This window comes from Pseudofulvibacter geojedonensis, assembly GCF_042675745.1.
GTDB classification, from domain to species: Bacteria; Bacteroidota; Bacteroidia; order Flavobacteriales; family Flavobacteriaceae; genus Pseudofulvibacter; species Pseudofulvibacter geojedonensis.
Genome location: NZ_JBHTJM010000011.1, coordinates 59198 through 73286, shown reverse-complemented (window position 1 = coordinate 73286; position 14089 = coordinate 59198). Strand labels below are relative to the sequence as shown.

Below are 14089 nucleotides of genomic sequence, written 5' to 3'. Positions count from 1 at the left end.
TAATTCGAGCTTTTTTAATTTTTATATGCTTCAATGTTTCGAGGACCTTCTAAGATTTCTCTTTTAATTTGTAGAGTTCCGTCTTTTTTTGTGTCTATATACCATTTTATCAAGCTAATTTCACAGTTTTTAATTTCAATTCCAGTTATGCTTCGTGGGTGAACACAGCTACCATCGTTAAAAAAAGGAATCTCTTTAGGTTCAGGAAACCGAGGTCTATGTGTATGTCCTACTATAGTGATTATATTTTTATTCTCATGAATCCATTTTTTGATTTTGCGTTCTATTTTTATCAATTCTTTGTAGTTCTTGGCAGGGCTTGTAGGATCTGATATACCCATTACTTGCAATGGTTTCCATAAAAATCTAACAAAAAAACGACTCCATTTCCAGAATAAATAATTCCACCAATCTGCTTGGTGACCATGAGTTAAAAATAATTCTTGACAGGTTTCGCTATTTCTTAAAATAATTGCTTCTTCATATTGTAAACCTAAAAATAACGTAGTGTCTTTTCCAGTTTTAGGGTCGAAGTAATTAGATAGGTGTCTTGTAACATATTTAGGGTTCTTGTAAACCATGTCGTGATTCCCCCAAATAAGATGTAACCGTTTTTCTAAGTGGAATTTTTTAAGTAATAAAAAAATATTTTTATGGGCTTCAAATATAGATTTAAAAGAGATGTTCTCCCATAGTTCATCTCCGTCACCTAATTCACAGTATTGATAACCATTTTCAAAATAATGTGATAAAGCATGAAAGTAAATATTTCTATTTCTAGCAAAATCATCTGCAAAACTATTATCACCTCTGTGACAATCACTAAATAAGATGAATTTATCGTCTTTAGAAAACTCTACTACTTTTGCCTGTTTGTATGCTCTAGTAAGTCTTTTTTTAGAGGACATAATTGGTTTTGTTAGATTAGGAATAAAGATATAAAAAAGCCTCTCAAAATGTGAGAGGCTTTTTTATTATTATAGCTTTTAAATATTATTTAAAAGCGTTTAATCCTGTAACATCTAAACCAGTAATTAATAAATGAATGTCGTGAGTACCTTCATATGTAATTACAGATTCTAAGTTCATCATATGACGCATAATAGAATATTCTCCAGTAATCCCCATTCCTCCTAACATTTGTCTAGCTTCGCTAGCAATTTCTTTGGCCATAGCTACGTTATTACGCTTTGCCATAGATATTTGAGCAGAAGTAGCTTTACCTTCGTTGCGTAAAACTCCTAAACGCCAAGTTAATAATTGAGCTTTTGTGATTTCGGTAATCATTTCAGCTAATTTTTTTTGCATCAACTGAAAACCTCCAATTGGCTTACCAAATTGAATTCTTTCTTTACTATAACGTAAAGCAGTATCATAACAATCCATAGCAGCTCCAATAGCTCCCCAAGCAATACCGTAACGTGCAGAATCTAAGCAGCCTAATGGTGCTCCTAATCCAGATTTATTAGGTAATAAGTTTTCTTTAGGGACTTTTACGTTGTCAAAAATTAATTCGCCTGTGGCAGAAGCTCTTAACGACCATTTTCCGTGAGTCTCAGGAGTAGAGAACCCTTCCATTCCTCTTTCTACAATTAGTCCGTGAATTCTTCCTTCTTCATTCTTAGCCCAAACTACAGCTACTTGTGCAAAAGGAGCATTAGAAATCCACATTTTAGCACCGTTTAATAAGTAATGGTCTCCCATATCTTTATAATTGGTAACCATACCTCCTGGATTAGATCCGTGGTCAGGTTCAGTTAAACCAAAACAACCAATCCATTCGCCTGAAGCTAATTTTGGTAAATATTTTTGACGTTGTTCTTCGTTTCCGTATTTCCATATTGGGTACATTACTAAAGAAGATTGAACAGATGCTGTAGAACGAACTCCAGAATCTCCTCTTTCAATTTCTTGCATAATTAAACCGTATGAAATCTGATCTAAACCAGCTCCACCGTACTCTTCAGGAATATAAGGTCCAAAAGCACCAATGCTAGCTAGTCCGTCAACTATTTGAGTTGGGAATTCGGCTTTTTGAGCGTAATCTTCTATGATTGGAGATACATCTCTCTTTACCCATTCACGGGCAGCATCTCTAACTAACTTATGTTCTTCTGATAAAAGCTCGTCTAATTGATAGTAATCTGGAGCTTGAAATAAATCTTGTTTCATGTGTTTATTTTAAGTTTTTATGTAAAAGTATAGTCTTTTACAAAAGAGGTTGTTTAAACTAGGTTAACAAATGTATGTAATGAATTGTAACAAAACAACTTGAATAGGATAAAAACCTAACAAGTTTATTTACATTTTTAAGTAAAAGTCTTTCACTAAATTGATGTATTCTGTAGTGTATTGATGTCTGCTAATTTCAATTACAAGTTCTGTTTCAATGACTGAGCGAGAGGGGGTACAAGATAACTCTAGTAAACTACGTTTAATTTCACTCGTTAAATTACCTCTAACTCTCGTAATTGTATTGGTATGTAGGTTGAATTGTGACGCTATGGTAATAAACTTTTTTTCTTCTGAGAAAGGAATGATAAAGCAGGCTTTTCCGTTTTCGGAAAGTAACTTAGCTGTTCCGGCTAATAAATGATCAAACGGTAAAGCATCAGCAAAACGAGCTAAATCGCGTTGTTCGTTATTAGTTTTGTAGTTCTCTGAATAAAAAGGCGGATTAGATACAATTAAATCGTATTCGTCTTCAATTTCTGATGCAAACTCTAAAAAAGAAGCATGATAGCAAAAAAGTCGATCGCCCCATGGTGATATTTCAAAATTACTCATGGCTTGTTCGTAAGTTTTATCGTCTATTTCTAGGGCATCTACTATTTCAGCATTGCTTCTTTGTGCTAATTGTAAGGCAATTATACCTGTTCCTGTACCGATATCAAGAATGCTATTAGGAGAATGGTTAAGTGTTGCCCAGGCACCTAGTAATACACCATCAGTGCCTATCTTCATAGCGCATTGATCTTGATGAACAGTAAATTCTTTAAATTGAAAAGGTTTATTCATTAGTTTCTCTCTTGTGTTTTTGGGCTAATAACTTTTTTTGATACCTGCCTTGTACTAGATCAATTAGGACTAAAGTGATAATTATAAAGTAAAAAGTGGTTTTACTCATAGGTGTAATTTCATTACCAAACAAATGTAAATGAGCTAAGTGTCCACCTTCTGTAAGTAACATGATACCCACAATTAGTAATATGAACAGGCCTAATACTTCGTACATTCTATTTTTTTGCAAGAATTTAGACACTTTATCTGCCATTACAATCATTAAAACACCACCTAAAATAATAGCAATAGTCATTAATGTTAGTTGGCTTGTATACTCCATATGACTTGTTAAAGCCATTGCGCTTAAAATAGAATCAAAAGAAAACACCAAGTTCATGATAACGATCCAAGTGATTACAGTGTTAATTGACATTTTTTTCTTTTCTGTTTCTTCATGTTCTTTTATTAGCATCATGTGCCATATTTCTTTTATGGCTGTATAGATAATAAAAACACCTCCAAGAAGAACAATTAAACTGTGAACATTGAAATTAAAAGCTATAATGTCATTATGGGTGCTTAAAAAAGGATTCTGGAAATATTGAATTAAAGACATTAGAGCAAATAGTAAAACTATGCGTAAAACAATAGCAAGTCCTACTCCCATTTTTCTAACAAAACTTTGTTTTTCTATAGGAGCTTTTTTAGACTCCAAAGAAATATATAATAGGTTGTCAAAACCTAAAACAGCTTGAAGTAAAACAAGCATTAATAAAGTAAAAAGGCTATCTAATGATAATAATTCAGTCATGATTATGAAGTTTGACAAACGAAGATAATTATTCTATTATAGATAACAAGTCACCATGGTGTAAATAAGTTATATATAGGTTTTTAATATTGTTCTAAAAGCCAAGAAAAGATTATTGTTTTTAATAGAGCTTATTGATGCTAACTGACTCATATAAGAGTAAGAAGATAAAATTTAAAGGGAGTAAGAGGTGTAAATACTTCATAACAAGGGTATTTTGATAGTGAATTAATGAATAATCTAGAATATTTAGCTGTATCTTTGCCGAAAATTTTTAAGCTATGTCAAGAGAAAGACAAGAAAAAGGGAAAAGACCCTTTACGAAAGGACCAAAGAAAAACGCTTCGGCAAACAAGCCTAAGCCTAATAAAAATTCGAACGAAGTACGTTTAAATAAATATATAGCTAATTCGGGTATGTGCTCTCGTAGAGAGGCAGATATGCATATTTCTATAGGAAGTGTTACTGTAAATGGCAAGGTAGTAACTGAAATGGGGTATAAAGTAAAATTAGATGATGAAGTTCGTTTTGATGGTGCAAGAATTAACCCAGAAAAAAAGGCTTATGTTTTATTAAATAAACCTAAAGGGTTTGCCACAACTACAAGTGACGCTAAGGGAAGAACTGTAATGGATTTAGTAGCTAACTCTACGAATTCTAGAATTAAACCTATTGGAAGATTAGGAAGGAACTCAACTGGGTTAATTTTATGTACGAATGACGATGAGTTAACACAAAAGTTTACAAACTCTAAAACAGGAGTGAAGCGTTTATTTCATGTTGAACTAGATAAAAACCTAAAACAAGAAGATTTAAAACAAATTCAAGAAGGAATAACCGTAGACGGAAAAAAGATAACTGTAGTTGAAGCTAGTTATATAAAAGGAGCACCTAAAAAAGAAGTTGGTATTAGTATTTTAAATATAGGAAATAGTGTATTAAGAACTATTTTTGAAAAGTTAAATTACGATATATTAAAGCTAGATTGTGTGATGATTGGTGAACTAACCAAAAAGGATATCGCAAGAGGAAGATGGCGCCATTTAACAGAGCAAGAAGTGATAAATTTAAAACACTTTAAATAATTTTAAGCTTATAATAACCAAGAAGAATCCTGCTTATGCGGGATTTTTTTTTGTGGTAAATTCATACATCATATAACCAAATACGATTGCATATTCTAAAAATAATAATAAATAATTGTTGGAGAAATTTTCATCTCGGTAGAAAGAATAACTAAGCATAATACTAAAACTCCAAACTAACGGAAAACGATATTTTGTAAATATAGAAAGAGCTAATAACATAGCTACATACCATGGGTGAACAGTAGCAGTAGTAAACAAATAAAAACTTAGGGTTAATACCATAAAAGAAATAAGTGTAATTGTGTTTTCTATTTTCCTTTTAAGGCTTAGGTAGATTACATATACAAAAACTAGTATTGGGGTTGTTTTACCTAAGATTTTAGTTATGTTAATCACATCAAATTGTTTGCCTATATATTTAATGAGATTGTGAAAACTACCATTAAATTCAAATTGACCAAACCATAAACCTATAGATTTTGAATAATTATGTATAAGCTCCTCTGATAAAAAAGGGATGAAGAAAATTATAGTTAGCCCACCAATTACGGAGTAAAACGTTATCAATTCATTTATTTTTAACCTAGAGAAAAATAAAGGTAGAAATAATAATGGAAGAAGTTTGATACTAATAGAACAAGCAATTAGTAAAGCTGCAATTTTCCATTTTCCTTTTTGGAATAAGTATATACCCCATAATAAGAAGAAAATCATGAATCCTTCAAAGTGTAAGTTACCTATTAATTCAATAATAATAAATGGATTGAGAAGATAAAAGAAAATAAACTTAGGGTTAAGGTTTAAGCTTATAAGTAATTTCTTTCCAATATATAATATGCCAATATCTGCTACTATTAGTAAGACTCTCATAACTATAATGCTACCTAGAATATTATTATTAAAAAGCAGAGCTGCTATTAAAAAACATAGCTGGTTAAGAGGAGGGTAATTACTATAATGACTAGCATTTAATTCTTGCATTCCGTTTACAAGTTCATTTGCTTGATTGGGAATAATGTAATTTCCTAAGATAAAATCTTGTGGTAAATATAAATACGGATTGAGCCCATTTAATAACATTCGACCGTCCCATATAAATCGATAAAAATCTTGAGATAAATTAGGAATAGCAAATAGGAATATTAATCTAAACGCAATAGCTATAAATACTAATAATTTCCAAGAGCTTATTTTGTTGAATTGGTATAAAAATAATCCGAATAAAAATGAAAATGAAAATATTAATTCATAGAAATTCCTTCGTTCTAATTGGTAAGCAAAAAAGCAAAAAATAATTACACTAGTTATTATGCTTAAAGTAATTGTTTTGTGTTTTTTTAAATAATGAATCATAAACAAAGCTAAAGTAGTAAAATTAAACATAAAAAAACTCGAAGGAGAACCTTCGAGTTTTAATTAATAAGCTTGGTTAGTTATTAGCGCTTAATAAATTGTTTAGTTATTGTTTCTTTTGAAGTTGAGATAGAAATAAAGTATACACCAGTTTTTAATTGGTTAACATTTATACTCGATTTCATATCCTTGATTTCTCCAGACAATAATTCTTGTCCAATATGGTTTACAATTTTATAGCTAGCATTATGGTCGCTTTCTTTCACAATATTTAGAGTTCCTTCGCTAACTGGGTTCGGGAACAGTTTAATACCAAATGCTTTTCTAGATGTAGGAGCTTCTTCAGTAAGTAACATATCATTTCTAGTTGTTCCTATACAGAAGTTTTTGGTTATAGTAGAATTAAATGAAGCACCTGAAGCTAAAACAGCACCAGTAGACACATTAGTAAGTCTAAACGAACCGTTACCATAACTACAGCACATTCCGTCACCATAAGCATCTTTCATAACTAAAGAATAGCAACCTGCAGGTAAGCATTCAGTAATATTCAAGATACTTCCATCAGCTTGATTCGCGTATGTTCCTCCAGATGCTACTACAGTACCACTATTGTTTTTAATTTCCCAGCTAGTTTCTTCTGGATAATTATCAAATTTAAGTCTTAGTTTAACATCAGAACATGTAGGCTGGCAAGGAGCACAAGAACCACCACAATCTACACCAGTTTCATCTCCATTTTGAATTCCGTCTGAACAAGTTGGAGCTGTTGTACCAAAACAGAAGTTAGTAGCTTCTGAAGATGTAAATGATCCACCTGATTTAATTACGCCATTAGGCCCAGTAACGGTATAAGAACCATTTCCGTATGAACAGCATATTCCATCTCCGTAAGCATCTTTTATCGTAAAAGTATAACAATCATTTGGTAAGCAATACTTTTCTTCTACTGTTGAACCATCAGGGTTAGAAGAAGAGTATGATTTAGATGCTACAACTGTTCCACTATCATTTTTAATTTCCCAGCTAGTTTCTTCTGGATAGTTATCAAAAGTTATTTTTACAATTACTTCATTTTCATTACATCCAGTCTGACAAGGCTCACATGAAGAACCACCACAGTCTACACCAGTTTCATCTCCATTCTGAATTCCATCAGTACAAGTTGGAGGAGTATTACAAGGAGCACAAGAACCACCGCAATCTACACCAGTTTCATCTCCATTTTGAATTCCGTCAGTACATGTTGGTGTTGGAGCAGCCCCACATTTGTCTGATAAAGCTAAAGCTCTTCTTGATCCTCCTGGAGCTAATACAGCTCTCATTCTGTCTTTCTGCCCTTGAGTATATAAGTTCATACATGAATCATTACTATAATCCATATAGTTTTGTACCATATCTGTAGATCCACATGATGAATGACCTGTAGCACATCCGTAATTAGCGGCATCAGATTCAGGAGTGTCAGACACAAAATCGTCAGAACCACATGGTCCATCACCCCAAATATGTCTTAAGTTTAAATAATGACCAACTTCATGAGTTGTAGTTCTACCCAAATCAAAATTTGCTGCCAAATAAAATCCAGTACCTTTGTTTTTGCTACCAAAATATTGTGGACTCATTACAACACCATCTGTTGCAGCGCTACCACCTGGGAATTGTGCATATCCTAAAATACCACCACCAATATTACAAACCCACATATTTAAATACTCTGCAGTATTCCATGGATTTACTCCTCCTTGTGAGGCTTTCTTCATGTCATCAGATGTACCCCAAGATGCTTTGCTTGATGACTTACGTGTTATACCGTTAGTAGCATTACCGTTAGGGTCTACAGATGCTAAACAGAACTCTATTTGAGTGTCTGCTGCTTGAGACCAAGTATTGTCTGCATCACTATTAGTACGTCTAAAATCTTCATTCAATACATCTATTTGAGATTGAATTTGTGCGTCACTGATGTTTTCTTCGGTTTTAGCACTGTTGTAAATAACATGTACTACAACTGGAATGGTTATGATATCTCCATTAATTTTTTGACTTGCGGGTGTGTTTTGAATATGCTGCTTGGTAAAAGCTTCAATGTTAGCCATTCGTTGTTTCAGCCCAGGGTCATTTGCTTCTCTGTATTCCAGGTTTTCCATAGAAGCACAGTTACGCTGTTGTGCTATTCCTATACTAGCAATAAATAAGCATAGAATAAGTACAATTTTTCTCATAATTAATAATTATTTTTGGTTAATAGGTAGGTAATATACTACAAAAAAATATAAGTACAAATAATTATTTGTGAGAAAAATTATTGATAGTAATGTAAGATAACTAAAAAACCCAGCAAACACAATGGTTTGCTGGGTTTTATATGTTTTTGATATTTAGGTAATTACATACCCAGTTCTTTTTTTACATCTGCAGTTAAATCTGGTCCGTCTGCTAAAATTAGTCCAGAACCAGCAGTAGCATCGATTACATATTGATAACCTTTTGCTCTTGCTACTTTTTGGATAGCTAAACGAGCTTTTTCCATAATAGGCTTAATCAAGTTTTCTTGTTTTTTACCCATTTCTTGTTCTGCGTTCTGGCGATATTTTAAAATGTTATCTTGCATTCCTTGAACTTCTGCACCACGCTTTTGATTTTCGGCATCTGTTTTTGTAGCTGCTTCAGCTTGGTACTGTTTCATTTTATTTTGAAGCTCTGTAGCCATAGTTTGTATGTCTGCTTCATAAGTTTTTTGCAACTTTTCTAATTGATTTTGAGCAGCTTTCATAGCTGGCATATCAGCAATTAACTTTTGCGTATCAATATGTGCAACTTTACTTTGTGCTTGAGTCATGCTAACAGCTCCTAAAAATGTTACAGCTGCTAATAAAAGAGTTTTAATTTTCTTCATCTTCTTGGTATTAATTATTGTTAAATTTTATTTATTTAGGTTCGTTTTCTTCGTTATTCTCTTCTGCTGGGGCTTGAGGAGATGAGTTGGAATTTTTATTCTTTTTAGCTTCTCTTTCTTCCAACAGTTTTTTTCTTCTTTCTTCAAAAGCCTTTCTTTTCGCTTCCCTTGCTTCTAAAGCTTTCTTTTTTCTTTCCTCTAATTCTTTTTGTCTTTTCGCTTTCTTTTCGTCTAATATGCGTTGTCTTTCATCTTTTTCTTTGTTGATAACAGGTATCACATCTTCTTCTTCTGCATTTTTTTTAGACTTTCTGTTTTTAGCTTGCTTTCTTTTTGCAGCTCTAGTAATACTTCTAACTATATAATCGCTTAAATCATGTCTTTTGTTAGAATACAGCATTACTATGTCTGCAGATTTATCGAATATAAAATCGTATTTCTTAGCTTTAGCCAATTCTTGCACAGCTGTTAAAACTTGGTCTTGTACTGGCTGAATTAATGTCTTTTTTTGAATAATTAAGTCGCCATTTGGTCCAAATCGTTTTTGTTGATAGTCAAAAATTTCTGCCTCTTCTATTGCAATTTCTTCTTCTTTTTCTTCTATTAATTCTTTAGTTAATAAAACACGTTCGTTTCTTAAGTCTTCTTTTTTCTTTTCAATATTACGAAGTTTTAAGTCAATTTCACTTTTCCACTTCTGTACCTTTTTGTCTAACTGCGAAAGTGCTTCTTGATACTCTGGAATATTTTCTAAAATATATTCTGTATCAATATATCCTAATCTAATATTACTTCGTTGAGCCTTTACACTTACAGTTGTAGTAAGTAAAAAAAGAATAAAAAGAACTTTTGTTTTCATAATCTAAAAGGTTAATTGAAAATATCGTGCCAAAATTTAAAATTGCTGACCTAAGATAAAGTGAGTTTCCCAACCGTTACGTTTTGGTTGACCTGGTAAAGTGTCAAATCCGTAACCAAAATCGATACCCAATAATCCAAAGGCTGGCATAAATATACGAATTCCTGCTCCAGCTGAACGATAAATGTCAAATGGATTATAATCTGAAAAAGTATTATATGAATTACCTCCTTCCATAAAAGCTAGAGCAAATATACTAGCAGATGGATTCATAGTAATTGGGTGTCTTAGTTCTAAAGAGAATTTGTTAAAAATGGTTCCTCCATCTGTGCTAGATAATGATTGGTTTGGATAACCTCTTAAGCCAACAGCTTCTCTACCATCTAAACTAAAAGCTCCTAAACCATCACCTCCAACAAAGAAACGCTCGAAAGGAATGATACCTCTATCATTGTTATAAGCTCCTAAGAACCCAAATTGCATATTAGAACGTAAGACTAATTTTTTGTATAAGGTATTATACCAATCTCCGTCGAATTTAATTTTGTAAAACTCTAACCATTTGTATTTTTCTTGATCTATTCTAGCTAGAGCATTTCTGTTGTTATCTTCAACAGCAATTTCTCTTTGACGCTCTAAATCTGCATAATCTACACCATTAAATAAAGAGTAAGGAATACTAAATTTTCCGGTTACTCCAAACTTAGAACCTGCAGTAGGGAAAATAGGGTTGATAGATAAACTGTTTCTAGATAAACCTACTGTAAAGGCTAAGTTGTTAGAAAAACCATTACTAATATTTTGAAAAATACCTGTTTGGTAGTTCTTTAAATTATAATGCTGAAAGGAAACAGCAGTGCTAAGTGTAAAGTAATCGTCAGGTACTTGTAATCGTCTAGCTAAACCTACTGTAACACCAGTAATTAAAAAACGTTGATCTCTATCTACATCTCTAGCTACAGGATCGAATCTAAACTGACTGGTTTGAGATAGTGAAACAGAAAATTGTTGAGGTCTTCTTCCTCCAAGCCATGGCTCAGAGAATGAAAAGCTATATGTTTGAAAAAATCTACTAGCTTGAGCTCTTAAGGACAATCTTTGCCCGTCACCCATTGGTAGTGGCTTATATGCTTCTTTGTTAAAGATATTTCTAATAGAGAAGTTGTTAAATGATAGACCTAAAGTACCAATGAATCCACCTCCACCAAATCCACCTTGTAATTCAACTTGACTAGATCCTTTTTCAACCACAGAATACTCAACGTCAACTGTACCTTCATTAGGATTTGGGTTTTTGATATTAGGAGAAAGCTGTTCAGCGTCAAAGAAACCTAATTGTCCTAATTCACGTAAACTACGAACAATTTTTTGTTTGCTATAAACTTGACCAGGTTTGGTTCTTAATTCTCTGTATATAACATGATCGTTAGTTTTATCATTACCAACAACCGATATGTTTTTAAAGTGTGTTAATTTACCTTCAGAAATTCTTATCTCGAAATCGATAGTGTCGTTTCTAACGCCCACTTCAACTGGTACAATATTAGAGAATAAATACCCATTGTTTTGGTATAAGTTTGTTAAGTCATCTGCATCTGGATCTGATGCATCTGCAATTTGCTTTTCAAGTAAAACACCATTGTATATGTCGCCTTTGTATAGACCTAATTTTTGCCTTAAAAATTTGTCAGGGTAAACGGTGTTTCCGGTAAAATTAATATCACCTATGTAATATTTTTTACCTTCTTTGATGTCAATATTTAAAGAAATAGTTTCGTCTTCATTATAGGTAGGGTCACTACTGGTAACTTTAATGTCTCTAAATCCGCTTTCCTTGTATTTAGCCTCAATTTTTTTTAAGTCTTCCTGGTAATCTTTCTCAATAAATTTAGACCTCTTAAAGATTCTAATTGGGTTGCGTTGTTTAGTGTTTTTCATAGCTCCTTTTAGTTTAGAGCTAGCAAAACTTTCGTTACCAGAAAAGTTGATGTTTTTTATTTTTACTTTATCACCACGATCAATATTAACTACTAAATTTACCAGTTCTTTGCCAGTAGAATCTTTTGTAGTTACAGGGTTTAAATAAACTTTGCTTTTTAAATAACCTTCTTTAGCATATTTATTTTCTAAGTAATTTTTGGTGGTTGTTAAAAGGTTTTCTGTAACACGTGTTCCCTTTTTTAGGTTGTTTTCTTTGATAATATCATCGTGTTTTCCTTTTTTAATCCCCGTTATTTTAACTTCGTTTAAAGTCGGTAATTCAGTAACTTCAATATCTAAATAAATAGCATTTCCGTCTACTTTTGTTACATAGATGTTTACGTTGCTAAAAAGGTTAGAAGACCATAGTTTTTTAATGGCATTACTTGTTTTTTCTCCCGGAACAACAAGGCTTAGCCCTTTTCTTAATCCAGAGTAGGTAACAATGGTTTGCTTATTAAAGCTTGCGTTTCCGGAAACAGTTATATCTTCAATTATATATTTAGATCCTGGTGTATAGTTGCCTTCTTGTGCATGAACAGATGCACCTAAAACAAATAGAATAAATAAAAAGCTAAGTTTCTTACTTAAGTTGTTCACTTGTTTTTCCAAATCGTCTTTCTCTATTTTGATAATTTATAAGCGCCTTAAAAAGGTGCTCTTTTTTAAAATCTGGCCAAAGTATATCAGTAAAATATAATTCGGCATATGCTATTTGCCATAACAAGAAGTTACTTATACGTTGTTCACCACTGGTTCTAATAAGTAAATCTACATCTGGTAAATTTTGCGTGTAAAGATGCTCATTAATAATTGATTCGTCAATATTTTCGACAGAAATTATGTTATTTTTAACTTTAGTAGCAATATTCTTAACAGAATTTAGAAGTTCTGCTCTAGAACCATAGCTTAAAGCCAAAGTTAAAGTGAGGTTTTCATTATTTTTGGTCTTTTCTATGACTTCTTTTAATTCATTTTGAGCTTTTTGAGGTAACTCGTGTAGGTTGCCAATAGCATTTAACCTAATCTTATTTTTATTAAGTGTTTTGAATTCTTTTTTTAGTGAAGAAACCAATAAATTCATTAGTTTATCTACTTCTTCTTTTGGACGGTTCCAGTTTTCAGTAGAAAAAGCATAAAGTGTTAGGTGTTTTATACCTGCTTCTCCAGCTCCTTTTATAGCTTCTTTAACGGCATTAGCTCCTTTTTCGTGTCCTAGTACTCGCAAAAGTCCTCTTTTTTTAGCCCATCTACCATTGCCATCCATTATTATAGCAATATGGTTTGGAATACGATTTTTGTCAAGTTGATCTAGTAGTTCCATTTATTCGTATTTACAAAAGCATGGGTTTTCGCCAAAAGTATAAGTTAAAGTAAAGCCAGTAAAAACATACCAGTCATTACTGTTGATGTTACCAAACTTTAAAGATTCAAATTCTTCTTTGTCTCTAACAGGGTTGCTCCCATCTAGGTCGTCGGTAAAAGAGTATCTTGCGCTTATCTCGAAAGCTAAAATAAACCTCCTAGATAAGGATGTTTTAATCCCTAAAGACATTGGTATAGCAAATGTGCTATGAGTATTGTATTTTTCAATAGAACCATTTTCTAGTACAAGGGCATCGTACTGGAAATAAGAAATACCGGTATAAAGATAAGGTGTGGTTTTTACAAAAGAATGATGTTTGTCATGCAAGTCAAAATCCCAAAAAGTAAATTCTAAACCAGCCGATAATTCTTTAATAGTATTTTCAAAAGATAAGTTTCGTATTTTTCTTCTAGGATCAGAAGAGTTGGCATCATCATCCTTTATATTGGCGTAAATTGCTGTAAAACGGTATGAATGTCTTGGACTTCTATTCCATTTATAAATACCACCAAAAGCAATATCGTTAGGGTTTATATATTTTGCAGCTCCAACATCAGCAATTGCATTGGTACCTCCTAAATATAAACCAACCTCATGAATCTGTGCAAAAGATATACCGCTGAATATTAATGTAATAAATAAGGTTAGACGTTGCATGGTTTTTGTAAAAGAATGCAAATATAATAAAAATGATGGCTCCACAATGATAAGTTTTATCTGTATAAAACAA

At 32.3% G+C, this 14089-nt stretch carries 12 protein-coding genes; 1 reads left to right on the top strand and 11 read right to left on the bottom strand.

The window, feature by feature from the left end:
• Positions 1-14 precede the first annotated feature (14 nt).
• The 4 genes from ACFQ1O_RS14095 to ACFQ1O_RS14080 form a co-directional block, all read right to left on the bottom strand.
• A complete protein-coding gene (locus ACFQ1O_RS14095; protein ID WP_377717022.1) occupies positions 15-908 on the bottom strand; it encodes a serine/threonine protein phosphatase in 894 nt (297 codons plus the stop codon).
• A gap of 85 nt (positions 909-993) precedes the next feature.
• On the bottom strand, positions 994-2172 hold the full coding sequence (locus ACFQ1O_RS14090) for an acyl-CoA dehydrogenase family protein (protein WP_377717020.1): 1179 nt from the start codon (positions 2170-2172) through the stop codon (positions 994-996).
• Positions 2173-2301: 129 nt separating this feature from the next.
• Entirely contained in the window at positions 2302-3018 is a 717-nt protein-coding gene (locus ACFQ1O_RS14085; RefSeq protein WP_377717017.1) for a tRNA1(Val) (adenine(37)-N6)-methyltransferase, read from the bottom strand.
• Positions 3011-3814 carry a TerC family protein gene (locus tag ACFQ1O_RS14080; RefSeq protein ID WP_377717015.1) on the bottom strand — a complete coding sequence of 268 codons (804 nt, stop codon included), beginning with the start codon at positions 3812-3814 and terminating at the stop codon, positions 3011-3013. Before ACFQ1O_RS14080 ends, ACFQ1O_RS14085 begins: the two co-directional genes overlap by 8 nt.
• Before the next feature lie 281 nt (positions 3815-4095).
• Here ACFQ1O_RS14080 and ACFQ1O_RS14075 point away from each other — a divergent pair, with 281 nt between their 5' ends.
• Positions 4096-4899: a pseudouridine synthase gene (locus tag ACFQ1O_RS14075; RefSeq protein WP_377717013.1), complete on the top strand. Its 804-nt coding sequence runs from the start codon at positions 4096-4098 to the stop codon at positions 4897-4899.
• A gap of 33 nt (positions 4900-4932) precedes the next feature.
• Here the strand turns inward: ACFQ1O_RS14075 and ACFQ1O_RS14070 are convergent, their stop codons facing one another.
• From ACFQ1O_RS14070 to porG, 7 genes are all read right to left on the bottom strand, one after another.
• Positions 4933-6255 carry a mannosyltransferase gene (locus ACFQ1O_RS14070; RefSeq protein WP_377717011.1) on the bottom strand — a complete coding sequence of 441 codons (1323 nt, stop codon included), beginning with the start codon at positions 6253-6255 and terminating at the stop codon, positions 4933-4935.
• Positions 6256-6338: 83 nt separating this feature from the next.
• On the bottom strand, positions 6339-8480 hold the full coding sequence (locus tag ACFQ1O_RS14065) for a M43 family zinc metalloprotease (protein ID WP_377717008.1): 2142 nt from the start codon (positions 8478-8480) through the stop codon (positions 6339-6341).
• A 164-nt stretch (positions 8481-8644) separates the two neighbouring features.
• Positions 8645-9154, bottom strand: a complete 510-nt coding sequence (locus ACFQ1O_RS14060; protein ID WP_377717006.1) for an OmpH family outer membrane protein — start codon at positions 9152-9154, stop codon at positions 8645-8647.
• A gap of 31 nt (positions 9155-9185) precedes the next feature.
• Positions 9186-10013, bottom strand: coding sequence for an OmpH family outer membrane protein (locus ACFQ1O_RS14055; protein WP_377717001.1), 828 nt, complete (start codon positions 10011-10013; stop codon positions 9186-9188).
• A gap of 36 nt (positions 10014-10049) precedes the next feature.
• Positions 10050-12605, bottom strand: coding sequence for an outer membrane protein assembly factor BamA (gene bamA, locus ACFQ1O_RS14050; protein WP_377716999.1), 2556 nt, complete (start codon positions 12603-12605; stop codon positions 10050-10052).
• Positions 12577-13317 carry an isoprenyl transferase gene (locus ACFQ1O_RS14045; protein WP_377716993.1) on the bottom strand — a complete coding sequence of 247 codons (741 nt, stop codon included), beginning with the start codon at positions 13315-13317 and terminating at the stop codon, positions 12577-12579. Before ACFQ1O_RS14045 ends, bamA begins: the two co-directional genes overlap by 29 nt.
• A complete protein-coding gene (porG, locus tag ACFQ1O_RS14040; protein WP_377716990.1) occupies positions 13318-14016 on the bottom strand; it encodes a type IX secretion system protein PorG in 699 nt (232 codons plus the stop codon).
• Positions 14017-14089 lie beyond the last annotated feature (73 nt).

Excerpts from the sequence above, each read along its gene's own strand:
- porG (WP_377716990.1), bottom strand. The coding sequence starts at position 14,016 with ATGCAACGTCTAACCTTATTTATTACATTAATATTCAGCGGTATATCT.
- ACFQ1O_RS14075 (WP_377717013.1), top strand. The coding sequence starts at position 4,096 with ATGTCAAGAGAAAGACAAGAAAAAGGGAAAAGACCCTTTACGAAAGGA.
- ACFQ1O_RS14045 (WP_377716993.1), bottom strand. The coding sequence starts at position 13,317 with ATGGAACTACTAGATCAACTTGACAAAAATCGTATTCCAAACCATATT.
- ACFQ1O_RS14065 (WP_377717008.1), bottom strand. The coding sequence starts at position 8,480 with ATGAGAAAAATTGTACTTATTCTATGCTTATTTATTGCTAGTATAGGA.
- ACFQ1O_RS14095 (WP_377717022.1), bottom strand. The coding sequence starts at position 908 with ATGTCCTCTAAAAAAAGACTTACTAGAGCATACAAACAGGCAAAAGTA.
- ACFQ1O_RS14060 (WP_377717006.1), bottom strand. The coding sequence starts at position 9,154 with ATGAAGAAAATTAAAACTCTTTTATTAGCAGCTGTAACATTTTTAGGA.
- ACFQ1O_RS14080 (WP_377717015.1), bottom strand. The coding sequence starts at position 3,814 with ATGACTGAATTATTATCATTAGATAGCCTTTTTACTTTATTAATGCTT.
- ACFQ1O_RS14055 (WP_377717001.1), bottom strand. The coding sequence starts at position 10,013 with ATGAAAACAAAAGTTCTTTTTATTCTTTTTTTACTTACTACAACTGTA.
- ACFQ1O_RS14070 (WP_377717011.1), bottom strand. The coding sequence starts at position 6,255 with ATGATTCATTATTTAAAAAAACACAAAACAATTACTTTAAGCATAATA.
- ACFQ1O_RS14090 (WP_377717020.1), bottom strand. The coding sequence starts at position 2,172 with ATGAAACAAGATTTATTTCAAGCTCCAGATTACTATCAATTAGACGAG.
- ACFQ1O_RS14085 (WP_377717017.1), bottom strand. The coding sequence starts at position 3,018 with ATGAATAAACCTTTTCAATTTAAAGAATTTACTGTTCATCAAGATCAA.